Source organism: Nonomuraea coxensis DSM 45129, from assembly GCF_019397265.1.
In the GTDB taxonomy this organism is placed as follows: Bacteria; Actinomycetota; Actinomycetes; order Streptosporangiales; family Streptosporangiaceae; genus Nonomuraea; species Nonomuraea coxensis.
This window is the reverse complement of record NZ_CP068985.1, coordinates 2,549,900-2,572,616: the sequence shown is the minus strand read 5'-3', so window position 1 is coordinate 2,572,616 and position 22,717 is coordinate 2,549,900. Positions and strand designations below refer to the sequence as shown.

The window sequence follows — 22,717 nt, the reverse complement described above, 5'->3', positions numbered from 1 at the left end:
TTTCCCATGGTGACGACGCTGCCGAGCGCCGCCGAGCTGGCCGCGACCGCGCGGGAGACCGCGAAACGCTGCGGGGTGGACGTGGACGCCCTCGGCGCCGGCGTCACCACGGTCTCGCCGGTCAACGGCGCGCCGCTGGCCCGCGTCGGCTGGGCCGGCCCCGAGGCGGTGAACGAGGCCGTCGCGCGGGCGCGTGCCGCGTTCCTGGCCTGGCGGGTGACGCCCGCGCCGGTGCGCGGCGCGCTGGTGAAGCGGTTCGGCGAGCTGCTGACGGCGCACAAGGCCGACCTGGCGACGCTGGTCAGCCTGGAGGTCGGCAAGATCACCTCCGAGGCGCTGGGCGAGATCCAGGAGATGATCGACATCTGCGACTTCGCCGTGGGCCTGTCCCGCCAGCTCTACGGCCGCACGATCAGCTCGGAACGGCCCGGCCACCGGCTCATGGAGACCTGGCATCCGCTGGGCGTGGTCGGCGTCATCAGCGCCTTCAACTTCCCGGCCGCGGTGTGGTCGTGGAACACCGCCATCGCCCTCGTCTGCGGCGACCCCGTCATCTGGAAGCCGTCCGAGCTGGCGCCGCTGACCGCGCTGGCCTGCTCGGCGCTGCTCGACCGGGCCGCCGCCGAGCAGGGCGCGCCCGCGCACCTCGGCCAGGTCCTGCTCGGCGGGCCCGACCTCGGCGAGGCGCTGGTCGACCATCCCGGGATCGCGCTGGTCAGCGCCACCGGCTCGACCCGGATGGGCCGTGAGGTCGGGCCGCGCGTGGCCGCCAGGTTCGGCCGCGCGCTGCTGGAGCTCGGCGGCAACAACGCCGCCGTGGTGTGCCCGTCGGCGGACCTGGACCTCGCGGTGCGGGGCATCGTGTTCTCGGCGGCGGGCACGGCGGGCCAGCGGTGCACCACGATGCGGCGGGTCATCGCGCACACCTCTGTCGTGGACGCCCTGACCGAGCGGCTGGCGGACGCCTACGCGCGGCTGCCGATCGGCAACCCGCTCGCCGCCGGCACGCTCGTGGGGCCGCTCATCTCGGGGCGGGCGTACGAGGCCATGACGGAGGCGCTGCGGGAGGCGCGCGAGCAGGGCGGCACGCTGGTCGCCGGGGGCGGGCGGCGCCTCGCCGACCAGGCGCCGGACGCCTACTACGCCGAGCCGGCGCTGGTCCGGGTGGGCGGGCAGGTGCCGGTCGTGACGCGCGAGACGTTCGCCCCCATCCTGTACGTGATGCCGTACGAGCAGCTGGAGGAGGCGATCGCGCTCAACAACGCGGTGCCGCAGGGGCTGTCGTCCAGCATCTTCACCCGCGACCAGGGCGAGGCCGAGCTGTTCCTGTCTCCCGAGGGCTCCGACTGCGGCATCGTCAACGTCAACATCGGCACCTCGGGCGCGGAGATCGGCGGCGCGTTCGGCGGCGAGAAGGAGACCGGGGGCGGCCGGGAGTCAGGGTCGGACGCGTGGCGCGGCTACATGCGGCGCGCCACGAACACGATCAACTACTCCGGTGAGCTGCCGCTGGCCCAGGGCGTCGAGTTCACCGTCTGACCGGCCGGAGTGCCGGTCAGGAGGCACGCAGGCGGTCCGGGACCGGAGTCAACGCCTCACGGACGGTAGGGTGCGGGTCATGGCGAGCAGCGAGCCGAAGAAGCGCATGCCCGGCACGGCCCGCCGGGCCCGGATCATCGAGGCCGCTCTTGGCGTCTTCGCCGCGCGCGGCTACCACGCCGGCGCCATGGAGGAGATCGCCTCCGCCGCCGGGGTGACCAGGTCGGTGCTCTACGACCACTTCCCGTCCAAGCGGGTGCTGCTGATCACCGTCCTCCAGGAGCAGAACGCCCGGCTCGTGGCCCACGTCGGCGCCCGCATCACGGGCAGCGGGTCGCCGGGCAGGCGGCTGCGCGCCACGCTGGACGCCTACTTCAGCTTCGCCCAGGACCGCCCGGCCGCCCGCCGGCTGCTGTTCGACCACACCGACGAGGACGACCCCGAGATCAAGGCGGTGCGCTGGGGCATCAGGGAGGCCCGCACCCGCTCGGTGGCCGTCATGCTGGGCCGCGACCTGCGCACCCTCGGCCTCGAACCGGACAGCGAAGTCGCCCAGGCGGTGGTCGAGCTGCTGATCTCCGGCACCGACGGCCTGGCCCAGTGGTGGGAGCGGCACCCGTCGGTGCCGCGCGACCAGCTCGTGGAGGCGGCCATGCTCGTGCTCTGGAACGGCCTGTCCACGCTGCCCAGTCGTGAGGCGCGCTGACCCCTCTCGCCTCGTACCGGCCGTGACCCATATCCATCTCGGCATGTCTTGAGGAACTTGGTCATCCGCGTACGTACCTCCAAACGGCAACTATTCGGTTTCAGGAGGTACGTCATGCACCGCAGAGTCGCCCTGCTCTCCGCCGCCGCGGTCGCCGTGGCCGGCGCCCTCGTCCCGGCGGCCTCGGCCCAGGCGTCCAGCACCACGACCGGCACCACCAGCGGCGCCACCAGCGGCCTCGACCGCAACCCCGTCGGCTGGGCGGGCGCGGACTCGGCGTCGGAGCGCAGGACCGTCCTGTCGTACTGGACGCCCCAGCGCATGCTGGCCGCCCAGCCGTTGGACACGCCCGCGGTCCGCCGCTCCGGCGGATCGGGACCCACCCAGGGAACCCCCTGGGCGACCCGCGGCGCGTCGTTCACCCCGGCGCAGGGCCGCTCGTACGCGGTGCGCCCGGTGTCGGCCCAGCGCCCGGCCGAGGTGCTGCAGAACAGCCCCGGCCTGCGCTGGACCGACGGCGGCGCGGTGATCCGCACCGTCGGCCGGGTCTTCTTCACCACGGCGGACGGCCGCAACTCCGCCTGCTCGGGCACGGCGGTCACCAGCGCCAACGAGAGCGTCGTGATGACCGCGGGGCACTGCGTGAAGCTGAACGGGGCCGCGCACCGCAACTGGGTGTTCGTGCCCGGCTTCGACAACGGCCGCCGCCCGTTCGGGACCTGGGTGGCCACCACGCTGCTGACCACCCAGCAGTGGAACGCGAACGAGAACATCAACTTCGACGTCGCCGCCGCCGTGGTCGCGCCGCTCCAGGGGCGCTCGCTCACGGACGTCGTGGGCGGGCAGGGCGTGGCGTTCAACCAGCCGAGGAGACGGCAGATGTTCTCCTTCGGCTATCCGGCGGCGGCCCCGTTCAACGGCTCGCGGCTCATCTACTGCAGCGGGCGGTCCTTCGACGACACGGTGCAGACCAGGGATCTCGGGCTGCGTTGCGACATGACCGGCGGGTCCAGCGGCGGCCCGTGGTTCGCGGGCTTCGACGGCTCCACCGGGCAGGGCTGGCTCACCTCGGTCAACAGCTTCAAGTACGACTTCGCGCCGAACTTCATGTTCGGCCCGTTCTTCGGCAACGAGGCGATGGCCGTCTACCGCGCGGCGCAGAACGTCGGCGCCCAGTGACCCCCCACCCGGCCACGCCGTGTGGGCCCGGCCGCACGGGGTAGGACCGGGGAGGCCGGCGGGTCAGTCCTGGAGGGCCTTGCGCAGCTTGGCCAGCACGGCGCGCAGGATGCGGGAGACGTGCATCTGCGAGATCCCGAACTCGGCCGCGATCTCGGACTGGGTCATGTTGCCGTAGAAGCGCATCAGCAGGATGTTGCGCTCCCTCTCCGGCAGGGCGTCGATGAGCGGCTTGACCGCGTGCGCGCCCAGCATGTTGTCCAGCGCGTCGTCCTGGGCGGGGATGAAGTCGCCCAGGTCGGCCGCGTCCTCCTCGCCGCCGACCGGCGCGTCCAGCGACAGCGTGTTGTACGCCGACGACGCGTCGAGGGTGAGCAGCACGTCCTCCTCGGAGATGCCCATCTTCGCGGCCAGCTCGGCGACGGTCGGCGAGTGGCCGAGGGTCTGGGTCAGCTCGGCGGTGGCCTTGTTCAGCTCAAGCCGGCGCTCCTGGTAGACGCGCGGCACCCGGATGGCCCAGGTGCGGTCGCGGAAGTGGCGCTTGACCTCGCCGACCATGGTGATCATCGCGTAGCCGCGGAACTCGTGCCCGAGCTCGGGGTCGAAACCGTTGATGGCCTTCATCAGGCCGACGTACGCGGCCTGACGCAGGTCCTCCATGGGCTCACCGCGGTGGTAGTAGCGACGGGTGACCTCGTTGACCAGGCCGCTGTACATGTCCACAAGACGCTCGCGGATCCGCACCTGGTGCAGGTCGGAGGTCTCGGGCCGGTTCATCTCGACCAGAAGCTGCTCGGCCGTCATCTCTTCGAGTGCGATGTCCAGGACTGCCATCTGATACTCCGAGAGTAGATCTGAGGCGCCCCTGCTGACGGCAAAAAAGCCCAGGCAGAGGCACACCACGTTTTTCGCGTGAGCTGAAGCCCTCTGCTGGACTTCGTGAAGGGAGATTCCCAACTAGTTCTGTTTTATCACGGTTCGAGGTAACGAAACCATCACAACCGATCTCGTCCTTGTTGGGACTGAGCCCATCCTACCCCCGGCAGGCCAAGGAAAGGCAAGACCACGGGCGCGGACGTCCCGGCTAGGGGGTGTCCTCGGACGACAGGTCGTGCTGGGTGAACATGTCGATGAGCAGGCGGACCGGCAGGTTGGCCTCGGTCGGATAGCGGAAGGCCAGGTCGAGGTTGAGGCTGTAGTGGTTGCGCCGGCCCACGCGCTCGCGCGCCAGGTAGCCGGCGTCGTGCAGGTCGGACACGATGCCCTGCACCGCCCGCTCGGTGATGCCGATGCTGGCCGCGATGTCACGCAGCCGCGCCTCCGGGTTCCGTGCGATCTCCAGCAGGACCCGGGCGTGATGGGTGAGGAAGGTCCAGGTGGAGGGACGTTCCCGCGAGGCGCTCACCTGATCACATGCTCCCGGCTCGGGCGGTGCCCCAGCCCTGTTCAACGAGACTTGAGGCTCTTCTCCGGAAGATCCTATAACGAACTCTCTTTCCGGTATCAGATCGCGGCCGAGTCTCCTGGGGCCGCCGATGTTTCCGTAGCCGCAGCGCGGTAACACCTTCTTCCGGGACCGAAAGGAGATCCGCATGGAGCGACCGGCGACCGACACGGGCACCAGGCACGTTTCCTGCACCCCCGCTCCGGCCGACCAGCTCTTCGAGATCACCGTGCTCGACCTCGCCGACGGCGACGGCGACGGCCAGGGCGGCTGGCGCACGATCGGCTGGGGCGTCGACCGCCGGCATGCCGACAGCATCGCCGAGTCGTTCGTCACCCGGCCCCTCCGCCCGTACGCGGCCGCGCGCATCCGCCACAACGGCCACCTGGTGGGCGAGCACCGCCGCCCCGGCTAGGTGCGGGGGTCCTGGGCGGACCCCCGCGAGGTCGTCAGGTGCCGTCGATCAGGCGGACGGCGAGGTCCGGGCTGAACTGTCCGGCCGGCGTGCCCGGGGCGATGCCGCAGTTGCCGTCGGAGTCACCGGGGACCTTCACCCACAGCAGCATCTCCGTGCCGCTGTCGCCGCCGAGCTGGGCGGGCGTGCCGAGCTGGCGACCGGCCGGGTTGCACCACTCGCCGTTGGAGCCCTTGCCGTTGCGGCTGGTGTCGATCACCCACTTCGCCCCGCCGCCGAGAGCCGCGTTGACCGAGGACGCGTAGGTGGCCGACTGGGCCGTCGGGTAGTAGTTGGAGACGTTCACGGCGAAGCCGCGGATGTTGCCCACGCCCGCGTTGCCGAGCCGCGTCGCCATCGTCCCGGCCGCGACCCAGCCGGCGTTGCCCGCGTCGAGGTAGGCCCAGGTGTTGGGGGCGCGGTCCCGGAACTGCTCGGTCGCGTACGTCAGCATGCGGTTGCGCGCCTGGACGGCGGCGTCGTCCATGCAGGCGAAGTCGCCCAGGGAGTCGGGCTCGATGATCACGACGGCGGGCCGGTCGCCGATGCCGGACGCGAACGCGGACACCCAGGTCCTGTACTCCGCCTCGCTGCCGGCCCCTCCCCCGGAGTGCCCGCCACAGGCGTCACGGCCGGGAATGTTGTACGCCACCAGGACCGGGAGCTTGTCGGCCGCGTCCGCCGCGGACACGTACGCGGACACGGCCGCGCCGACGTCGCCGCTCCAGCCGCCGATCCAGCGGGCCATCGGCTTGGACGCGATGGACGCCTGGATGCGCGCGGCCCGCGAGTCGCCGGGGTTGGCGCGCACCCAGGCCGCCGGGTTGGAGGCGGGGTCGACGTAGAAGCCGTCGGTCATGGCGACCGGACCCGACGGCGACTGCTCGGTGAGGGAGACGTTGTCGAGGAAGAAGCTGTAGCCGGCGCCGCCGCCGAGCTGGAACGTCACCTGCCCGGCCGGGGTGCCGAGGCCGGAGGTGAAGGGGAAGCTGAAGCGCCTGCTCGTCGTGGAGAGCGAGAGCGACTTGGTGAGCGTGTTGGTGTAGGGGGCGTCACCGAGCTGCACGGTCGTGACCGCGGTGGCCGTGGCCGAGGCCGAGGCGTCGAACGAGAGGGTGTACGACTTGCCCTGGACCAGGGGGATGTCGTTCTGGGCCACCATGGCGTCCCACGGGTTGGCGGTGCCGCCGGTCACGGTGACCCGCAGCCGGCCCGCGTCCACGGCCATCGAGGTGTTCGCCGAGTTCCACCAGGGCGCGGTGCCGGCGGCGAACGTGCCGTTGACCACGAGTTGAGGCGCTGCGGCGGCGGGGGCTGCCGGCAACGCGGTCACGGCCATGGCCACGGCCATCGTCACGGCCGTCACGCGGGTTAACAGTCGCACGAAGTAGTTCCCTTCTGGGCGTCCTGAATGTCGCGATGCCCAATATCACAGAGATCAGCAAATCTCGTGACAAGTCGGGAAAAGTCGCTACGCGCCGGCCCCGGAGGTCATTCTGGGCGGAGCTCCAGAGCCGCGCGCTCGTCCGCCGCCGCGACATAGGCGCCGATCACCGCAACGCGGCCGCACCGCGAGCGGCCGCATAGGCGAGCTGGTCGAGGACGGGCTCCTCGACGACGGCAGGGGCCAGGCCGAGCAGCCACTCGGCCCGCTGCTCCAGCCGGGTCCACAACACGTCGGCGGCGACCCGCCGGCCGGTCCGCGCCTCCTCCACCTCTCCCAGCGGCGCTCCGAGGTCCCCGGCGAGCCCCAGCAACGCCGCCGTCATCGAGGCTCCGTCGGTCGCGCTGACCCACCACACCAGGCAGCCGAGCTCCCGTGCCCGTTCGGCCAGTGCCAGGGCCACCGTCGTCTTGCCCACCCCGCCCAAGCCTGCCAGCACGTGAAAACGGCCGTCCGGCTCTATCAGGCGCTCCTCCAGCTCCGAGAGGAGCTCCTGCCTGCCGTGCAACTGGCCGAGCCTGCCCGTCGGAGCGAGCAGCACCGGCACGGGCTCGCCGGTGGCCACGGCAGGGACATGGTCGATGCGGTCGCGTGGGGTTCGCCGAAGCTGCACCACGGCGACGACCACCGCCGCCACTCCCGCCAGCGTGCCCACCAGGGCCACGGGATCCATGACCACACTGTACGAAGTGACGAGGCCGGATGTCCCTGGGAGCGTCCAGGTCGCAGGCGACGCCTCAGGTCATCGGACGGGAACCCCAGAGGCGGCGGGCACGGGCTTGGTGAGGGTGGCCGTGTCGCGGTCGGAGGACTCCGTGCGGTAGCCCTGGGCCTGGTAGAGGCGGATGTTGCGGCGGCTGCGGGAGCCGGTGGACAGGACGACGCGGCGGCAGCCGGCGTCGGCCGCGGCTTCGGCCTCGCTCAGCAGCCAGCGCCCGACGCCCTGGCCGCGCAGGTCGGGGACGACGCCGAGGCGGCCCACGTGCCAGTCGTCGGCCACGCGGCGGGCGCGCACCATGCCGAGCAGCCGGCCGTCCCGCCACAGGCCCACGGCCTGCCAGGTGGCCAGCCAGTCGCGTACCTGCTCCAGCGACTCCCCCAGTGCGGGGATGGCCAGGGTGTCGTTGGCCAGGGCCTCCTCGACCCAGCAGCAGCGCTGGAGCACCAGGACGTCGGGGGCGTCGTCGGGGGTCAGCGCGCGCACGTACGAGCCAGGCAGCGGCGCGGGCCGCGACGCCGGGCGGGTGCGTTCGCGCATCGGGCGCAGGGCGTGGGCGAGGCGGACGAGTTCGTCGAGCACGCCGACGGCGGTCTCGGCGCGGCGGGCGTCCGGGCGCAGCCGCCCGTCGTCGACCGTGTCGGCGATGCGGAGGGCGAGCGTGGCGCCCAGCGGGACCAGCCGCAGCGTGGTCACCACCTGCTTGGCGTGCTGGACCGAGCGGGTGCCCGCCGAGGTGTTGCCGTAGCTGACGAACCCCATCGGCTTCCACGCCCATTCCCGGCCCAGGTAGTCGAGGGCGTTCTTGAAGGTCGCCGGCATGCCGTAGTTGTACTCGGGGGTGACGGCGATGAAGCCGTCGGCGGCGTCCACCATCGCGCTCCAGCGCTTGGTGTGCTCGTGGCGGTGGACGCCGGAGGCGGGCTCCTCCTCCTCGTCGAGGAACGGCAGGGCGAGGTCGCCGAGGGTCACCGGCTGGAGCTCCACGTCGAGTTCCTTGGCCCGTGGCGTGATCGCGTCGATGAGCCACCGGCCGACGGCCGGGCCGAGGGCGCCGGGACGGGTGCTGCAGACGAGGACGAGGACCCGCACAGGTTTCGTTGACATGTAAACGAACGTAGCTGATATCTTGTTTACATGTCAACGAAGCGATCGGACGAGACCGTGCGCTGGCTCGACGCGAACCAGGAACGCGCCTGGCGCGCCCTGCGCCGCATGATGATCGCGATCCAGACGCGCACCGCCCACGACCTGGCCGCGATCGGCCTGTCCGAGCCCGACTACGAGGTGCTCAGCACGCTCTCGGAACGTCCCGGCCGCACCAGCACGCTGGGCGAGCAGGCCGCCAAGATGGGCTGGTCACGCAGCCGCCTCTCGCGGCACGCCACCCGCATGGAGGCCCGCGGCCTGCTGCGCCGCGAGCCCGACCCCGACGACGGCCGGGGCTGCTACCTGGTCCTGACCGATCACGGGCTGGAGACGCTGGAGGACGCCGCCCCCGCCCACCTGGAGTCGGTCCGCCGCCACGTCATCGACCGGCTCTCGCCCGCCGACCTGTCCGCCCTGGAGGACATCGCCCGCAAACTTGAAGAACCCTCATGAGCAGGTCGCCGGCTAACTGAGCAGACCTCGCCGATAACCCTCGCCGACGGCGGCGGCGCGGTCGCGTACGCCGAGTTTGTCGTAGATGTGCAGCAGGTGGGTCTTGATGCTGGCCTCGCTGATGAAGAGCTTGGCGGCGGCCTGGCGGTTGGAGGCACCGTCGGCGACGAGGGCGAGCACCTGGAGCTCGCGGTCGGTGAGGACGGCCTTGACGACCGGTTTGCGTACCTGGCCCATCAGACGGCCGGCGACCGAGGGAGACAGGACCGGCTCGCCGGCGGCAGCGGCCCGGACCGCGCGCAGGAGCTCCTCGGTGGGGGCGTCCTTGAGGAGGTAGCCCGAGGCGCCGGCCTCGATGGCGGGCAGGACGTCGGAGTCGCCGTCGAAGGTGGTCAGGACGAGGGTCTTGATGTGCGGGTGGGAGCGGCGCAGGGCGGTGATGGCGGTGACGCCGTCCATCTCGGGCATGCGCAGGTCCATGAGGACGATGTCGACCTGGAGCGCGACGGCGCGGTCGATGCCCTCGCGGCCGTTGGCGGCCTCGCCGGCGACGTGGATGTCGGGCTCGGCCTCGAAGGCCGCGTGCAGGCCGTGGCGGACGATGGGATGGTCGTCGACGATGAGGAGGCGGATCATCCGGGGCTTCCCTGGAGCGCGGGGACGGTGGCGCTGACGGCGGTGCCCTCACCGGGCGTGCTCTCGACCTCGAGGGAGCCGCCGACGCCGCGCAGCCGCTGTCTCATGCTGCTGAGGCCGAATCCGCCGCTGCCGGGGTCGTGGATGCCGGTGCCGTCGTCGCGGATGTCGAGCAGGACGACGGCGCCGGTGTAGGAGAGGGTGAGGCCGGCGCGGGTGGCGCCCGCGTGCTTGGCGACGTTGGCGAGGGCCTCCTGGGCGACGCGGAAGAGGGTGACCTCGATGGCGGGGCTGAGGGGGACGCGGTCGCCGGTCACCTCGACGTGCAGCTCGACGCCGGTGGTCTGGGTCCAGTTGCGGGCGAGGGTGGTCATGGCCTCGGGGAGGTGGGCGTCCTCCAGCTGGTGGGGCTGGAGCGCGGCCACGGAGCGGCGGGCCTCGGTCAGGCTGTCCTGGGCGAGGTCGAGCGCGAGTTCGAGGTGGGTGCCCGAGTCCTTGACGCGCTGGGCGGCGCGGAGCTGGGTGATGATGCCGGTGAGACCTTGGGCGAGGGTGTCGTGGATCTCGCGCGCCATGCGCTGGCGTTCGTCGAGGATGCCGGCCTGGTGGGCCTGGGTGAGGAGCTGGGCGTGGAGGTCGGCGTTCTCCTTCAGCGCGGTCTGGAGGTCGCTGACCGCCTTGCGGTATTTGTGCTGCCGGTCCTCGATCCTGATGCCGGCGATGTGGCCGCCGCCGATGGCGACGGTCTGCACGGCGACGATCGCCAGGTGGAAGGCGACGAGCTGGAGGGTGGCCTGGGTCCAGTCGAGCGTCGACCCGTACAGCACGACGGAGGTGGCGGCGACGGCGGCGAAGGTCCACTTGGAGGGGGCGAAGTTGGCGGCGAGGAAGAAGCCGGAGATGCAGTAGATGACGAATATCGGGTTGTGGAGGCTCAGCAGCGCGGCGGTGGCCAGGACGCCGGCGAAGTGAAGGGTGACGACGCCCCTCCTCCGGCGCACGTCAGGCGGGAGGAGGGTGCGGGTGCCGACGATCCAGGCCAGGGCCAGGGCGGTGAGCGCGAGGGTGCGGGGCATCCCGCCCTCGGGCTGGCCGGGCGAGGCCAGGCTGATGACGAGGGAGACGGCGAGGGTGATGTAGGGGACGATCTCGGCGATGCGCTCGAAGCGTCGTTCCCAGGTGGAGGGCGGGAAGGGGTCGTTCATCCGGGGAGTCGCCCCTTCTCTCGGGTACGGATCGGTTTCAGCTGGTGGCGGTAGCCGGCGAGGACGAGCCTAGGCGCATGGGGATGAGGATGGCGTAACCGTACATGAGCAGCCCGAGGGCGATCATGAAGATGATGGTGGGCCATTGCCAGACCGGCGGGAGGTGGAGGGCGAGGAACCACCCGCGGTCCTCGATGCCGACGATCTTCATGACCATGGGGACGAGCCCTTGGGGGAACAGCGGCAGCCAGGCGATGGTCCAGCAGATCGAGACGCCGATGCGGTGCTTGACGGGCAGGTCCGCGGTGGTGGGCTTGTCGGCCTTGGGCGCCGTGCCGTGCTTCATGAGGTTGAGCAGCTCGATGCCGTGGCTCTCCAGCCTGCGGTAGGCGATCCTGCCGAACCCCCAGGCGCTGAGCGCGCCGGTCAGCACCCCGGTGGCGATGCCGGCCCAGGGATCCAGGAGGATGACGCCGGCCGCGGGAAGGGCGATGGCGGGCACCGCGATGAGCACGAGCCAGGCGAGGCTGGTCTCCGCGGTCTCGTCGGCGCCGGTGCTGAGCGGGTTGCCGCCGCGCTTGTGGGGGTCGGTGCCGGGGACGAGCGAGGTGACGGCGAGCATGACGATGAGCCCCGCGCCGCCGCCGAGGAGGGCGGGGAGCAGGCCGAGCACCCACGGCCAGGCCCACGTCTGCCCGCTGACGAAGGTGCCGGCCAGGGAGAGCGCGATGGCGGCAGGGCCGACGACGACGAGCCAGGCGAGCTGCCGGCCGCGTACGTCGGCGCGCTCCGCCCCAGGGGTCATGAGGGTCAGCCACAGAGCGGTCCCGTCGGCGCCGTAGAGGTTGGCCGAGGACGCGGCGGCCATCACGATCGCGACGAGCCCCGCGAAGGGGACCATGACCCAGACGCCGATGGTGACGAGCAGGAGAGGGGTGACGACGCCGTAGGCGAAGGCGGTGGCGAGGAGCTGGATGCGGACGAGGTCGCGCCACCAGGCGCGCAGTTCCTTGGCCGCGGCGACGCGGGCGCCGCTCGTGGCGGGGAAGGGGCGGGGGGCGCCACGGCGGGGCGGCACACCGCCGCGCGCGGCCGACACGACGCGCCGCGACAGCAGGGCGGCCCATGCGGCGAGGAGGAGGGCGATCACGCCGGCGTTGGCGGCGAGGATGGCGAGGGCGAGAGGCCACGGGGCTTCCATTGCTGCCACGCCCCAACCGGAGGGCAGGGCCCGGACGAGGACATGGGACCAGGCGTCGCTGTCGGCGCCCATGGCCACGACGGGCGCCCAGCCGTTGCTGCACAGGGCGATGGCGGTGCCGGTCAGCACGCCGACGGCGGCCGCCGTGGCACGGGACCTGACGAACAGGCCGATGAGCGCCACGATGACGCGGGAGATCATCACCATGGTGACGAGCGTGGCGACCGCCGCGACCAGGCCGATGAGCACGCCGGCCGGGCCGAAGCGCCAGCCGTACACGGGCAGGGACAGCAGGGCGATGAGGTTGACCGCGGGCGCGGGCCCCGCGAAGGCTCCGGCGAGCAGCGCCGCCGCGATCCGGCCCGGCGTCGCCGGGAGCATGGAGAAGTACTCGGGGCGCAGGGCCTCGTTGCCGCCGCCGATGAAGATGGGGCCGAAGATCCAGCCGGAGAGCCACGCGGCCAGGGTGAGGGGCAGGTAGGCGGGCCACAGGACGGCGACGGCGATCGTCCCGAAGGCCAGGATCAGCCCGAGCGAGACGCCGGTGTAGAGGTTGGAGGCGTTGTCGCCGCGCAGGGAGTTGCGCATGAGCGCCAGCCGCATGCGGATCATGTGCCGGGCCAGGACGGCCGGGGCGGGGGTCAGGAGGTCAGCCATGCCAGCCCCTCCGCTCCCCCGGTGCGGGCGCCGACGAGGTCGATGAAGGCGTCCTCCAGGGTTCCGGCGCCGCGTACGTCCTCCAGCGGCCCCGCCGCCACCACGCGGCCGTCGGAGATGACGCCCACGTGGTCGCAGAGCTGCTCGACGAGGGCCATGACGTGACTGGAGATGATCACGGAGCCGCCGTTGGCCGCGAACCTGCGCAGGATGGTCCTGATCGTCGCCGCCGAGACGGGGTCGACGGCCTCGAAGGGCTCGTCCAGGACGAGCAGGCGGGGCGCGTGCAGGAGGGCGACGGCCAGGCCGATCTTCTTGCGCATGCCCGTGGAGTACTCGATGACCAGGGTCCGCTCCGCCGAGTCGAGTTCGAGGATCTGGAGGAGCTCGTCGGTGCGCTCGGCGACGACGGAGGGTTCGAGGCCGCGCAGCAGGCCGAGGTAGGTGAGGACCTCGCGTCCTGTGAGCCGTTCCGGCATGGCGTTGCCGTCGGGCAGCACGCCGATCAGTCCTTTGGCGTGCACGGTGTCGCGCCAGACGTCCACGCCGAAGATCTCGGCGCTGCCGGCGTCGGGGCGGAGCAGGCCGACGGCCATGGCCAGCGTGGTGGTCTTGCCCGCGCCGTTCGGTCCGACGAGGCCGTAGAAGGACCCGGCGGGGACGGTGAGGTCGATGTCGTCGACGGCCAGGTGGTCGCCGAAGGCTTTGCGGAGTCCGGCGGTGCGGAGGGCGGGCTCCCGGTCTGTTGGCATGTCTCCAAGATCCCGTGGGGCGGACGGCGGCGGATCGTCCGGGCGGGGAACGGGATGGTGGATGCCGCATCAACCGATCGGTTGATGCCGGGAGAGGGTGGCCGGCCTGACCGAGGCCGAGCGCGAGGGTGGTGAGCAGCGCGCCGGCCGGGGGCGGCGGCGGCTCTCACGCGGCGTGATCCGGGGACGCCGAGGGGACGGACGAAGGGGTGGCCGAGGGGGTCAGGACCTTGCGGGTGATGCGTTCGGCGATGGCGGCGAGCCGGTCGCCGGAGCGGGCCACCAGGATCACGTCGTGGCCCTGGGCGACGAGCTGGGCGGCGAACTCGGCGCCGAGGCCGGACGACGCTCCGGTGACGAGGGCGGTGCTGTTCATGGTTCCTCCTAGCGGCCGATCTCGACTGGGTGCGCCGGGTCTACTACGCGCTCATCGGGGAGTCCCTGCACGGGAGTGCGGACGGCGCCGACCCGGACGCCCTCGCCGCCCGCATCATCGACACCCTGCTGCACGGCGCCGGCCCGCGCTCCTGGCGGGGGCCTGGTTAAGCCGGCTGCCGGGCGTACGCGACGCTCCTCCCCGGCCGCCAACCGGCCACCAGGACGGCCGCCAGCAGGAGCTCGGCGAGGTCGCCGCCGTAGTACATGATCTCGGCGGCGCCGGTACGCTGCGCGGCCGGCACCGGCAGGTCCACCCAGAGCCCCGCGTACATGAGCTGGGAGAGCCCGGCGTGCGCCGCGACGGCCACGCCCAGCACCACCAGCCGCGCCGGCACCGAAGGGCGGCGCGGCGCGGGATCCGGCCCGGCGATCGCCCACGCGAACAGACATCCCGACACCAGGAAGTGCGCGTGCACCAGCGCGTGCAGCCACGGCGTGACCATGGCGGCGCGGTAGAGCGGCGTGCAGTAGAGCGCGATCATCCCGCCGGTGCTCAGCACGAGCGCGGTGACCGGGTGCGCCAGCAGGTGCGGGACGCGGGCGCGCAGCAGCCGGCCGAGGCGGCGCGCGTACGGGCGGGGCAGCGCGCGCAGAAGCAGGGTCACCGGCGCGCCGAGCACCAGCCCCAGCGGCGCGATCATGGCCACCAGCAGGTGCTGGACCATGTGCCCGCGGAAGTCGGCGGCGGCGTACGCGGCGAGCGGCCCGGTGAGCGCGAACGCGGCCAGCGCCGCCCCGCCGGTGAACGCCGCCGCCCGCCACCGGCTCCAGCCCGGCGTCCGCGCGGCGGCCACGAGGTGGCCGCCGGCGAGCGCCAGGGCGAGCAGCAGCACAGGAACGGCACTTGCGACGGTGGCGGCGTGCTCGTGCTGGTGCGTCACCGCCGGGGGCCGTCCGCCGTGCGCGGCTCGCACAGGTCGACGACCGGCGCCCCGCGCTGCAGGCCCCAGCCGGCGACCACGAGCAGCGCGCCGAACACCAGGAACCCGAGGTCCCAGGCGAGCTGGCCGGGCCCGGTCCGCACGTGGTGGATGCCCAGCAGGTGGTGGTCCACGACGCCCTCCACCAGGTTGAACAGCCCCCACCCCGCGAGGATCCAGCCCCACAGCGCCCGCGAGCGCCACACCCGCCCGCGCGAGGCGGTGACGCGGGAGTACAGCAGCCCGATGCCGGTCAGCACCGCGATCCAGGTGACCGCGTGGAACAGGCCGTCCCAGAGGGTGTTCATCCGGAGCCCGGGCACGGTGGTCACCGGATAGTCGCGCACGCCGATGTTGTCGGTGTCCGTGCTGCTCAGCATGTGGTGCCACTGCAGGATCTGGTGCAGCAGGATCCCGTCGACGAACCCGCCGAGCCCGATCCCGAGCACCACCCCGGGCAGCATGACGCGCCGCCGGTCGTCGCCGGCCCTTCTCTCCTCCGCCATGGCGCCCCGCCTACCCGGCGGGCGGCGGCTCACGCCCCGGAGCGCCCGTCCGGCTCGCCGAACGCGGGGATCCCCGCGAGCCGCATCAGCCGGCCCATCTGGTGGGGGACGTCGCGGACGACCGCGCGGCCCGCCCCGGCGAACGCCGCGAGCGCCCGCACGCCGCTGACGTCGGTGAAGCTGACCCCGCCGACGTCGACGACGAGCTCGTCGTCGATCCGCCGGGCCTGCTCCAGCGTGCGCAGCAGCTCGGCGCCGTTGCTGCGGTCGATCTCGCCGACGATCCGGACCAGCGAGGGGCCGGACCGGACGGCGCAGGTGACGCGGAGGAGGGGATCGACGTGGAGCAGGTGCTCGGCGAGCGTGTCGCCGCTCTCCCGGAGCGGATGCAGCGCCCGCGTCATCACTGCCTCCCTGCCCGCGTCGTAGGACCGGGGGGACCCGGCGGTTCCACGGTAACCGCGAGGAACAATACACGAACGACTTTTCCGTAGAGAAGCTTCGCCGATGCCGTACCCCGGCGCCCCGGCGTAGGGTCTGGGGCGTGATCGATGATCGGACGGCCCCGCTGGCCGGGCTGCGGGTGGTCGAGCTGTCGAGCTTCGTCGCCGCGCCGCTCGGCGGGATGACGCTGGCGCAGCTCGGCGCGGACGTCGTACGGGTGGATCCGATCGGCGGCGGCCCCGACATCGGGCGCTGGCCGCTCGCGCCCTCCGGCCGCAGCCTCTACTGGGCGGGGCTCAACAAGGGCAAGCGCTCGCTCACCGTGGACCTGCGCTCGGCCCGCGGCCGTGAGCTGGTCGCCGGGCTCGCCGCCGCGGCCGGCACGCTGGTGACCAACGCGCCGCCGCGGCCGGGGCTGACGTACGAGGAGCTGCGGGAGCGGCGGCCCGACCTGGTGTACGCGCGGCTGCTCGGGCACCGCGACGGCCGCAGCGCCGTGGACTACACGGTCAACGCCGAGCTGGGTTTCCCGTACGCGACCGGCCCTGAGCGGCACGACGGGCCGGTCAACCACGTGCTGCCCGCCTGGGACGTGGCGTGCGGCCTCTACCTGGCGATCGGCCTGCTGGCGGCCGACCGGCGGCGGGCGGCGACCGGAGAGGGCCGGCACGTCGAGCTCGCCCTGCACGACGTGGCCCTCGCCACCGCGGGCAACCTCGGCTACCTGGCGCAGGCCCAGCTCGGGGAGGCCAGGCCACGCATCGGCAACGACCTGTACGGCGACTTCGGCCGCGACTTCGGCACCGCCGACGGGCGGCGCGTCATGGTCGTCACGCTCACCGCGCGGCACTGGCGCGACCTGGTGGCGGTCACCGGGCTGGGGCGGGTCATGGCGGCGCTGGAGGAGGCGCTGCCGGCCGACTTCGGCCGCGACCGCGACCGCTACACGCACCGGGAGGCGCTGGCCGGGCTGCTCGCACCGTGGTTCGCCGCGCGGACGGCGGCCGAGGCCGGCAAGGCGCTGGCGGGCACGTCGGTGCTGTGGTCGCACTACCGGACGTTCGCGGAGGCGGCGACGGACCTGGCGGGGCAGCCGCTGATGGCCGAGCTGGCGCAGCCGGGCGTCGGCCCGCATCTCGCGCCCGGCTCGCCGCTCGTGCTGGACGGCCGGCAGGCGCCGCCGGAGCCCGCCCCCGAGCTGGGGGGCGACGCGGAGACGGTGCTGGGCGAGCTGCTGGACCTGCCGCCGTCGGAGGTCGCGGCCCTGCGCGCGGACGGCGTGATCGGCTGAGCGCCGCCGAGCCGAGCCGCCGTGCCGAGCGCCGCTGCCGTCAGTCGCGCGGGGTGGCCGCCTCCTCGGTGATCCGCTTGAGGTGCGCGTTGCGGAGCAGGATGAGGCGCGTCAGGTAGCGGCGCAGCACCAGGGCCTCCGCCGCGGCGCCGAGCGGCCCGGCGGGCGCGGCGAAGTCGACGACGTCCCGCATGACCGTGCCCTCCTCGTCGGGCGCGAGAACGAAGTGGTGCGCGTGCCGCCACCGGCGGAACGGGCCCGTCACCTGCTCGTCCATGAAGTACGCGGGCCGGTCGTAGCCGCTGATCAGCGACGTCATCCGCCACGGGACGCCGAAGTGCCTGGCCCGCCAGGTCACCCGGTCGCCGGGGCCGAGCCGGCCGGAGGTGACGCCGGCGACGGCCCGTTCGCGGGAGGCGGTCATGGAGGTGGTGTGGACCTCGACCGACAGCGAGGCGTCGAAGACGAGCTCGGGCGGGGCGTGGATGAGGGTCACGACTTCGAAACACGAAGACACGCCCCCGATGCTACGTTTCGCCCGCTTCGTGGGAGCATCCCGCCGCGGTGCTACGCTCCTCCTCGAACCGATCGGTACCATCGTAGGGAGCACCCGTGGCCGACCCGCTCATCACCGACCCCCTCGACGTGCCCGGCCCGCGCGCGGCCACGGTCCCGCTGACCGTGCACAGCGCGGGCACGCCACTGCCCGGCGTCCTGCACGTGCCCGCCGGGGACGGCCCGCACCCCGTACTGATCCTGCTGCACGGCTTCCCCGGCAACGAGCGCAACTTCGACCTGGCGCACGCCGCCCGCCGGGCCGGGTACGCGTCCCTCGTGTTCCACTACCGCGGCTCGTGGGGCGCCGGCGGATCGTGGTCCTGGGCGCACGTGCTGGAGGACGCAGCGGCGGCCGTGGCGGCGCTCCGCGACCCCGCGACCGCCGCCGCCTGGCGCCTGGACCCCGACCGGCTGGCCGTGGCCGGGCACAGCGCGGGCGGGTTCGCCGCGCTCATGACCGCGGCCGCGCTGCCGGCGGTGGCCGCCGCCGGGTCGATGGCGGGCTTCGACTTCGGGGCGGCCGCCGCCGCCTGCCGCGCCGACCCCGCGCTCGCCGCCTCCTACACCGAGGCGTGGCGGGACGAGCTGCTGCCGCTGGCCGGCACCAGCGCCGAGGACCTGGTGGCCGAGATGCTGGCGGCCGGCGACGCCTACAGCCTGAGGGGCCTCGCCGACCGGCTGGCCGGGCGCCCGGTCCTGCTCGTCGGCGCGGGCCGCGACACCGTCGCCCCGCCCGAGGTCCACCACCTGCCCCTGGTCGAGGCGTACGGGGCCCGGCCCGGCGGCCTGCTCGAACACCTCGTCCTCGACACCGACCACGCCCTCGCCGACCACCGGGTGGCGCTGGCCCGCACCCTGATCGGCTTCCTCGACCGGTGGCTGAGGTGACGCCGCCCCTCCGGCTGATTCAACGCTGGGTGCGCGGGTAGTTGCGGAACGTGATCCCGTGCCGAGAGGGGGCCCCGCGATGCGTTCCATCGCCGTTGCCGTGTCCGTGATGGCCCTGGCGGCCCTGAGCGCCGGATGCACGGTGGCGACCATCGACACCGCGCAGCACGCGCCGCAGAGCGACGGCGCCGACGCCGACGCGAGCCAGACCCTCCACCTGCGCAACATGCTGCTGGTCGGCGCCTCCGACCCGGCCGTGCCCTCCCAGGAGAACCACCTGTACGGAGTGCTCATCAACAACGGGCACAAATCGGCCCAGCTCGAACGCATCACCGTCGAAGGCGGCGGTTCGGTGCAGCTGCCCGGGCCCATCACGGTGCCGCCGAACCAGCCCGTCGGCACCGGCGAGCGGCCCATCGCGACGGTGACCGGGGTGCGCGGCGGCACGGTGGCGATGACGTTCACCTTCACCGGGGCCTCGCCGGTGCGGCTCCAGGTGCCGGTCATGGAGAGGACCGGCACGTACGCCCACCTGACGCCGTCGCCCGGCGTCTCGCCCCCGGGCTCCCCGACCGGCTTCCCTTCCGGCTCGCCCACCGCCTCACCCGCCGCCTCACCCACCGGCACGCTGGGGACCTCGCCGTCGCCCACCTCCTGACCCTCTCGCCGGCCATTGACTTCTCCGGCGAGAGGTCGCAGACTCGGGCGACCAGCCACGGCCCGATCAGCGCCACGCAGGTCGGGACGGCGGCCCGGCGCGAACGTCACCGGGGAGACGGCGGCCGGTCGCAGGGGCAGGTCACGCGAGGCGGGGTGTCCGCGCCGGCTGCGGGGCGCGTCCCCCACCCCGCCGCACCCTGCCCCTGCACCATCACGGAACCACCCCTCGGCGCCGCCCTCTCGGCGCCCGCCTCCTTCACCGTCGCCCGGGCGCCGTCGTGATCCCATCTATACAGTTAACCAAGCGCTTGCTACGCTCCGCCCATGGTGTCCACCGTGATCTGGGGGACCGGCAACGTCGGCCGCGCCGCCATCCGCGCCGTCGAGGCGCATCCCGGCCTTGAGCTGGCCGCCGTCCTCGTCCACGACCCCGCCAAGGCCGGCCGCGACGCCGGACCCCTGAGCGGCCTCGGCCACGATCTCGGCGTGGCGGCGACCACCGACGTGGACGCCGTCCTCGCCGCCCGCCCCCGCGCGGTCGTCTACGCCGCCTCCGGCGACATCCGCCCCGACGACGCGCTGGCCGACGTCCTGCGCGCGGTCCGCGCCGGCGCCGTCGTCGTCACCCCGTCCCTGTACGCCCTGTACGACCAGCGCAACGCCCCGCCCGAGCTGCGCGCGCGGGTGCTGGCCGCGATCGAGGAGGGCGGCGGCTCGCTGTTCGTGTCGGGCGTGGACCCCGGCTGGGGCAACGACGTCCTGCCGCTCCTGATCAGCGGCCTCGGCGCCACCGTGGACGTCGTACGCTGCCAGGAGATCTTCGACTACACCGCCTACGACCAGCCGGACTCCGTCCGCGACCTGGTCGGCATGGGCCGGCCGATGGACTACGAGCCGCCGATGATCGCCCCCACCGTCCCGACCATGGTGTGGGGCGGCCAGGTGCGCCTGATGGCCCGCGCCCCCGGCGGGCGGCGACGGCGCGCACCGGGTGATCATCGAGGGCAGCCCGCGCATCGAGGTGACGGTGGAGGCCACCGACGAGGGCGGCAACCGCGCCGCGGGCGGCAACGCGACCGCCGCCGGCCGCCTGGTCAACGCGATCGACTGGCTGGCGGCGGCCGAGCCCGGCCTGTACGACGCGCTCGACGTGCCGCTCCGCCCCGCGACGGGCCGACTCGGAAGGAAGCGCCCGTGATCGTCGACGTTCCCGAGGGCAAGGACCCGATCGCGTACGTGTGGGGCGAACTGGTCCCCGGCATCGGCCCGGCCGCCGCGGGCTTCTCCCTGGCCGTGTACGCGCACACCACGCTGGGCCTGCGCGAGTTCGAGGCGGCCAGGCTGCGGATCGCCCAGCTCAACGGGTGCGCGTTCTGCCTGGACTGGCGGACCGAGCGGGACGGCGAGAAGGTCGAGGACGGCTTCCTGGACGCGCTGGCCGAGTGGCGCACCACGGACGCCTTCGACGAGCGCACCCGCCTGGCCGCCGAGTACGCCGAGCGCTACGCCCTCGACCACCACGGCCTGGACGAGGAGTTCTGGGCGCGGATGACCGCCCGCTACGGCCAGGCCGAGATCGTCGAGCTGAGCATGTGCATCGGCTCCTGGTGGGCCTTCGGCCGGCTCAACCGGGTGCTCGGCCTGGACACCGCGTGCGTGCTGCCCGGCGCCGGACGGTCCCCCGCCGGCGAGCGTCGTCGAGAGAAGTGAGGCACCCCCATGAGCGACACCTCCTCCTTGCGCCCCTCCTCCGGCGGGCGGCTGTCCCGCCGCGGGTTCATCGCCGGGACCGGCGCCGCGGTCGTCCTGGGCGGGACCGCCCCCGCGCGGGCGTCCGCCGCTGCCGGGCCGATCGCGGACGGGGCGCACGTCCCCGTCCTGGTCATCGGCACCGGCTACGGCGGCGCGGTCGCCGCGCTGCGCCTGGCCCAGGCCGGCGTGGACGTCCACATGGTGGAGATGGGCATGGCCTGGGACACGCCCGGCCCCGACGGCAAGATCTTCTGCAACACGCGTGAGCCCGACTACCGGTCGTACTGGCTGCGCACCCGGACGAAGGCGCCGCTCAACTACTTCCTCGGCTTCCCCATCGACCGGGACATCCCCCGCCACACCGGCGTCCTCGACGCCGAGGAGTTCGCCGGGATCACCGTCTACCAGGGCCGCGGCGTCGGCGGCGGCTCGCTGGTGAACGGCGGCATGGCGGTCACCCCCAAGCGGGAGAACTTCGCCTCCGTGCTCCCCACGGTGAACGCGGCCGAGATGTACGACGTCTACTACCCGCGCGCCAACGCCGCCCTCGGCGTCGGCAGCGTGGACCCGGCCTGGTTCGAGTCGACGCCCTACTACCAGTACGCCCGGGTGGGCAGGAAGCACGCCCAGCGTTCCGGGTTCCCGTTCGTCTTCGTCCCGGACGTCTACGACTGGGACCACATGAAGCAGGAGGAGGCCGGCACCGTCCCCAAGTCGGCGCTGGCCGCCGAGATCCTCTACGGCAACAACCACGGCAAGAAGTCGCTGCAGAAGACGTACCTGGCGCAGGCGAGGGCGACCGGCCGGGTGGCGATCTCGCCGCTGCACCGCGTCACCTCGGTCGCCCCGGCCGGCTCCGGCCGGTACGCGGTGACGATCGAGCAGCTCGGCACGTCCGGCGCGGTCACCGCCACCAAGACGGTCACCGCCGGCCGGGTCTTCTTCGCCGCGGGCAGCGTCGGCACCAGCAAGCTGCTGGTCAAGCTGAAGGCGACCGGCGCGCTGCCGAACCTGAACGGCGAGGTCGGCAAGGGCTGGGGCGACAACGGCAACGTCATGTGCGGCCGGGCGAACCACCTGTGGGACCCGACCGGCGCCCAGCAGTCGGCGATCCCGTGCGCGGGCATCGACAACTGGACGGCCGGGGGCGCGTTCGCCGAGGTCGCGCCGCTGCCGACGGGGATCGAGACGTTCGCCTCCTTCTACCTGTCGATCACCCGCAACCCGCACCGCGCCGAGTTCACCTGGAACGCCGCGGCCGGACGGGTGGACCTGAGCTGGCAGACGGCGTGGAAGCAGCCGTCCATCGACATGGCCAAGACGATCTTCGACAGGATCAACTCCAAGGAGGGGACGATCTACCGGACCGACCTGTTCGGCGTCTACAAGATCTGGGGGGACCACCTGACGTACCATCCGCTGGGCGGCGCGGTCCTCGGCCGGGCCACCGACAACTACGGCCGCCTGTCCGGCCATCCGGGCCTCTACGTCATCGACGGGGCGCTGATCCCCGGCAACACGACCGTCAACCCGTTCGTCACCATCACGGCGCTGGCCGAGCGGAACATCGAGCGCATCATCGCCACCGATCTCTGATCTCGGACAGCCGTCCGTACACCGACCGGACGGAGCCGCCGCCATGACGCCCCCTGCTCGCCGCACCCCGTAACCGCGGCTGGGGCGGGCAGCTCGCCGCCCGCCCCTTCCGCCGCTGTGCGGACAA

Annotated in this window: 25 protein-coding genes; 11 read left to right on the top strand and 14 right to left on the bottom strand. The window is 73.1% G+C overall.

The genetic code is table 11. From position 1 onward, the window contains the following. The first annotated feature begins 6 nt into the window (after positions 1 to 6). From amaB to Nocox_RS12255, 3 genes are all read left to right on the top strand, one after another. Entirely contained in the window at positions 7 to 1,539 is a 1,533-nt protein-coding gene (gene amaB, locus Nocox_RS12265) for an L-piperidine-6-carboxylate dehydrogenase (protein ID WP_020546019.1), read from the top strand. Between the two features lie 79 nt (positions 1,540 to 1,618). Then, positions 1,619 to 2,245 (top strand): TetR/AcrR family transcriptional regulator, encoded by a 627-nt coding sequence (locus Nocox_RS12260; protein WP_033410657.1) that lies wholly within the window; start codon positions 1,619 to 1,621, stop codon positions 2,243 to 2,245. Positions 2,246 to 2,359: 114 nt separating this feature from the next. Next, on the top strand, positions 2,360 to 3,424 hold the full coding sequence (locus Nocox_RS12255; RefSeq protein WP_020546017.1) for a trypsin-like serine peptidase: 1,065 nt from the start codon (positions 2,360 to 2,362) through the stop codon (positions 3,422 to 3,424). A 63-nt stretch (positions 3,425 to 3,487) separates the two neighbouring features. Here the strand turns inward: Nocox_RS12255 and Nocox_RS12250 are convergent, their stop codons facing one another. Together Nocox_RS12250 and Nocox_RS42990 are read right to left on the bottom strand one after the other, a co-directional pair. Next, the gene (locus tag Nocox_RS12250; protein WP_020546016.1) at positions 3,488 to 4,258 is read right to left on the bottom strand and encodes a SigB/SigF/SigG family RNA polymerase sigma factor; all 771 of its coding nucleotides are present in this window, start codon (positions 4,256 to 4,258) and stop codon (positions 3,488 to 3,490) included. A 250-nt stretch (positions 4,259 to 4,508) separates the two neighbouring features. Then, a complete protein-coding gene (locus Nocox_RS42990; RefSeq protein WP_020546015.1) occupies positions 4,509 to 4,829 on the bottom strand; it encodes a helix-turn-helix transcriptional regulator in 321 nt (106 codons plus the stop codon). A 187-nt stretch (positions 4,830 to 5,016) separates the two neighbouring features. Between Nocox_RS42990 and Nocox_RS12240 the strand changes: the two genes are divergently transcribed. Beyond that, positions 5,017 to 5,283: a hypothetical protein gene (locus tag Nocox_RS12240; protein WP_020546014.1), complete on the top strand. Its 267-nt coding sequence runs from the start codon at positions 5,017 to 5,019 to the stop codon at positions 5,281 to 5,283. 34 nt (positions 5,284 to 5,317) lie between these two features. Here Nocox_RS12240 and Nocox_RS12235 read toward each other — a convergent pair whose 3' ends face one another. From Nocox_RS12235 to Nocox_RS12225, 3 genes are all read right to left on the bottom strand, one after another. Further along, on the bottom strand, positions 5,318 to 6,706 hold the full coding sequence (locus tag Nocox_RS12235) for a glycoside hydrolase family 6 protein (protein WP_211212781.1): 1,389 nt from the start codon (positions 6,704 to 6,706) through the stop codon (positions 5,318 to 5,320). A gap of 166 nt (positions 6,707 to 6,872) precedes the next feature. After that, a complete protein-coding gene (locus tag Nocox_RS12230) occupies positions 6,873 to 7,439 on the bottom strand; it encodes a hypothetical protein (RefSeq protein WP_020546012.1) in 567 nt (188 codons plus the stop codon). 69 nt (positions 7,440 to 7,508) lie between these two features. Beyond that, positions 7,509 to 8,591, bottom strand: a complete 1,083-nt coding sequence (locus tag Nocox_RS12225; RefSeq protein WP_026214928.1) for a bifunctional NAD(P)H-dependent oxidoreductase/GNAT family N-acetyltransferase — start codon at positions 8,589 to 8,591, stop codon at positions 7,509 to 7,511. A 30-nt stretch (positions 8,592 to 8,621) separates the two neighbouring features. Here Nocox_RS12225 and Nocox_RS12220 point away from each other — a divergent pair, with 30 nt between their 5' ends. Further along, a complete protein-coding gene (locus tag Nocox_RS12220) occupies positions 8,622 to 9,086 on the top strand; it encodes a MarR family winged helix-turn-helix transcriptional regulator (RefSeq protein ID WP_026214927.1) in 465 nt (154 codons plus the stop codon). Positions 9,087 to 9,098: 12 nt separating this feature from the next. Here Nocox_RS12220 and Nocox_RS12215 read toward each other — a convergent pair whose 3' ends face one another. The 5 genes from Nocox_RS12215 to Nocox_RS12195 all read right to left on the bottom strand — a co-directional run bounded on the left by Nocox_RS12215 (position 9,099) and on the right by Nocox_RS12195 (position 13,913). Further along, entirely contained in the window at positions 9,099 to 9,722 is a 624-nt protein-coding gene (locus Nocox_RS12215) for a response regulator (protein ID WP_020546009.1), read from the bottom strand. Beyond that, on the bottom strand, positions 9,719 to 10,927 hold the full coding sequence (locus Nocox_RS12210) for a sensor histidine kinase (protein ID WP_020546008.1): 1,209 nt from the start codon (positions 10,925 to 10,927) through the stop codon (positions 9,719 to 9,721). Before Nocox_RS12210 ends, Nocox_RS12215 begins: the two co-directional genes overlap by 4 nt. 37 nt (positions 10,928 to 10,964) lie before the next feature. Further along, the gene (locus Nocox_RS12205; RefSeq protein ID WP_020546007.1) at positions 10,965 to 12,785 is read right to left on the bottom strand and encodes a hypothetical protein; all 1,821 of its coding nucleotides are present in this window, start codon (positions 12,783 to 12,785) and stop codon (positions 10,965 to 10,967) included. After that, positions 12,770 to 13,537 (bottom strand): ABC transporter ATP-binding protein, encoded by a 768-nt coding sequence (locus tag Nocox_RS12200; protein ID WP_020546006.1) that lies wholly within the window; start codon positions 13,535 to 13,537, stop codon positions 12,770 to 12,772. The genes Nocox_RS12205 and Nocox_RS12200 overlap by 16 nt, the downstream gene beginning before the upstream one ends. 166 nt (positions 13,538 to 13,703) lie before the next feature. Continuing rightward, the gene (locus tag Nocox_RS12195; protein WP_020546005.1) at positions 13,704 to 13,913 is read right to left on the bottom strand and encodes an SDR family NAD(P)-dependent oxidoreductase; all 210 of its coding nucleotides are present in this window, start codon (positions 13,911 to 13,913) and stop codon (positions 13,704 to 13,706) included. 29 nt (positions 13,914 to 13,942) lie between these two features. On the opposite strand from Nocox_RS12195, the gene Nocox_RS12190 reads away from it, so the two are divergent. Continuing rightward, positions 13,943 to 14,083: a hypothetical protein gene (locus Nocox_RS12190; RefSeq protein ID WP_020546004.1), complete on the top strand. Its 141-nt coding sequence runs from the start codon at positions 13,943 to 13,945 to the stop codon at positions 14,081 to 14,083. On the opposite strand, the gene Nocox_RS12185 is transcribed toward Nocox_RS12190, so the two are convergent. From Nocox_RS12185 to Nocox_RS12175, 3 genes are read right to left on the bottom strand one after another with little or no spacing between them, the layout of a single operon-like run. Then, complete coding sequence (locus tag Nocox_RS12185; RefSeq protein WP_026214926.1) at positions 14,080 to 14,856, bottom strand: cytochrome c oxidase assembly protein; 777 nt, start codon at positions 14,854 to 14,856, stop codon at positions 14,080 to 14,082. The genes Nocox_RS12190 and Nocox_RS12185 overlap by 4 nt on opposite strands. Beyond that, complete coding sequence (locus Nocox_RS12180) at positions 14,853 to 15,401, bottom strand: DUF2243 domain-containing protein (RefSeq protein ID WP_020546002.1); 549 nt, start codon at positions 15,399 to 15,401, stop codon at positions 14,853 to 14,855. Before Nocox_RS12180 ends, Nocox_RS12185 begins: the two co-directional genes overlap by 4 nt. Positions 15,402 to 15,430: 29 nt before the next feature. Continuing rightward, positions 15,431 to 15,805 carry an STAS domain-containing protein gene (locus Nocox_RS12175; RefSeq protein WP_020546001.1) on the bottom strand — a complete coding sequence of 125 codons (375 nt, stop codon included), beginning with the start codon at positions 15,803 to 15,805 and terminating at the stop codon, positions 15,431 to 15,433. 140 nt (positions 15,806 to 15,945) lie between these two features. Between Nocox_RS12175 and Nocox_RS12170 the strand changes: the two genes are divergently transcribed. Continuing rightward, entirely contained in the window at positions 15,946 to 17,136 is a 1,191-nt protein-coding gene (locus Nocox_RS12170) for a CoA transferase (RefSeq protein WP_026214925.1), read from the top strand. A 40-nt stretch (positions 17,137 to 17,176) separates the two neighbouring features. Here Nocox_RS12170 and Nocox_RS12165 read toward each other — a convergent pair whose 3' ends face one another. Then, on the bottom strand, positions 17,177 to 17,653 hold the full coding sequence (locus Nocox_RS12165; protein ID WP_033410580.1) for an SRPBCC family protein: 477 nt from the start codon (positions 17,651 to 17,653) through the stop codon (positions 17,177 to 17,179). Positions 17,654 to 17,748: 95 nt separating this feature from the next. Here Nocox_RS12165 and Nocox_RS12160 point away from each other — a divergent pair, with 95 nt between their 5' ends. From Nocox_RS12160 to Nocox_RS12140, 4 genes are all read left to right on the top strand, one after another. Continuing rightward, on the top strand, positions 17,749 to 18,582 hold the full coding sequence (locus Nocox_RS12160; RefSeq protein WP_020545998.1) for an alpha/beta hydrolase family protein: 834 nt from the start codon (positions 17,749 to 17,751) through the stop codon (positions 18,580 to 18,582). A gap of 79 nt (positions 18,583 to 18,661) precedes the next feature. Then, positions 18,662 to 19,240 (top strand): hypothetical protein, encoded by a 579-nt coding sequence (locus Nocox_RS12155; RefSeq protein ID WP_020545997.1) that lies wholly within the window; start codon positions 18,662 to 18,664, stop codon positions 19,238 to 19,240. A gap of 326 nt (positions 19,241 to 19,566) precedes the next feature. Then, positions 19,567 to 20,952 (top strand): hypothetical protein, encoded by a 1,386-nt coding sequence (locus Nocox_RS43690; RefSeq protein ID WP_281426319.1) that lies wholly within the window; start codon positions 19,567 to 19,569, stop codon positions 20,950 to 20,952. Positions 20,953 to 20,961: 9 nt separating this feature from the next. After that, complete coding sequence (locus Nocox_RS12140; RefSeq protein WP_020545996.1) at positions 20,962 to 22,590, top strand: GMC oxidoreductase; 1,629 nt, start codon at positions 20,962 to 20,964, stop codon at positions 22,588 to 22,590. The last annotated feature ends 127 nt before the right edge of the window (positions 22,591 to 22,717 follow it).

Coding starts and splice junctions, on each gene's coding strand:
- Nocox_RS12215 (WP_020546009.1), bottom strand. CDS start 9,722: ATGATCCGCCTCCTCATCGTCGACGACCATCCCATCGTCCGCCACGGC.
- Nocox_RS12180 (WP_020546002.1), bottom strand. CDS start 15,401: ATGGCGGAGGAGAGAAGGGCCGGCGACGACCGGCGGCGCGTCATGCTG.
- Nocox_RS12240 (WP_020546014.1), top strand. CDS start 5,017: ATGGAGCGACCGGCGACCGACACGGGCACCAGGCACGTTTCCTGCACC.
- Nocox_RS12255 (WP_020546017.1), top strand. CDS start 2,360: ATGCACCGCAGAGTCGCCCTGCTCTCCGCCGCCGCGGTCGCCGTGGCC.
- Nocox_RS12195 (WP_020546005.1), bottom strand. CDS start 13,913: ATGAACAGCACCGCCCTCGTCACCGGAGCGTCGTCCGGCCTCGGCGCC.
- Nocox_RS12140 (WP_020545996.1), top strand. CDS start 20,962: ATGAGCGACACCTCCTCCTTGCGCCCCTCCTCCGGCGGGCGGCTGTCC.
- Nocox_RS12230 (WP_020546012.1), bottom strand. CDS start 7,439: ATGGATCCCGTGGCCCTGGTGGGCACGCTGGCGGGAGTGGCGGCGGTG.
- Nocox_RS12260 (WP_033410657.1), top strand. CDS start 1,619: ATGGCGAGCAGCGAGCCGAAGAAGCGCATGCCCGGCACGGCCCGCCGG.
- Nocox_RS12225 (WP_026214928.1), bottom strand. CDS start 8,591: ATGTCAACGAAACCTGTGCGGGTCCTCGTCCTCGTCTGCAGCACCCGT.
- Nocox_RS12155 (WP_020545997.1), top strand. CDS start 18,662: ATGCGTTCCATCGCCGTTGCCGTGTCCGTGATGGCCCTGGCGGCCCTG.
- Nocox_RS12175 (WP_020546001.1), bottom strand. CDS start 15,805: ATGACGCGGGCGCTGCATCCGCTCCGGGAGAGCGGCGACACGCTCGCC.
- Nocox_RS12210 (WP_020546008.1), bottom strand. CDS start 10,927: ATGAACGACCCCTTCCCGCCCTCCACCTGGGAACGACGCTTCGAGCGC.
- Nocox_RS12250 (WP_020546016.1), bottom strand. CDS start 4,258: ATGGCAGTCCTGGACATCGCACTCGAAGAGATGACGGCCGAGCAGCTT.
- Nocox_RS12205 (WP_020546007.1), bottom strand. CDS start 12,785: ATGGCTGACCTCCTGACCCCCGCCCCGGCCGTCCTGGCCCGGCACATG.
- amaB (WP_020546019.1), top strand. CDS start 7: ATGGTGACGACGCTGCCGAGCGCCGCCGAGCTGGCCGCGACCGCGCGG.
- Nocox_RS12200 (WP_020546006.1), bottom strand. CDS start 13,537: ATGCCAACAGACCGGGAGCCCGCCCTCCGCACCGCCGGACTCCGCAAA.
- Nocox_RS12220 (WP_026214927.1), top strand. CDS start 8,622: ATGTCAACGAAGCGATCGGACGAGACCGTGCGCTGGCTCGACGCGAAC.
- Nocox_RS43690 (WP_281426319.1), top strand. CDS start 19,567: ATGGTGTCCACCGTGATCTGGGGGACCGGCAACGTCGGCCGCGCCGCC.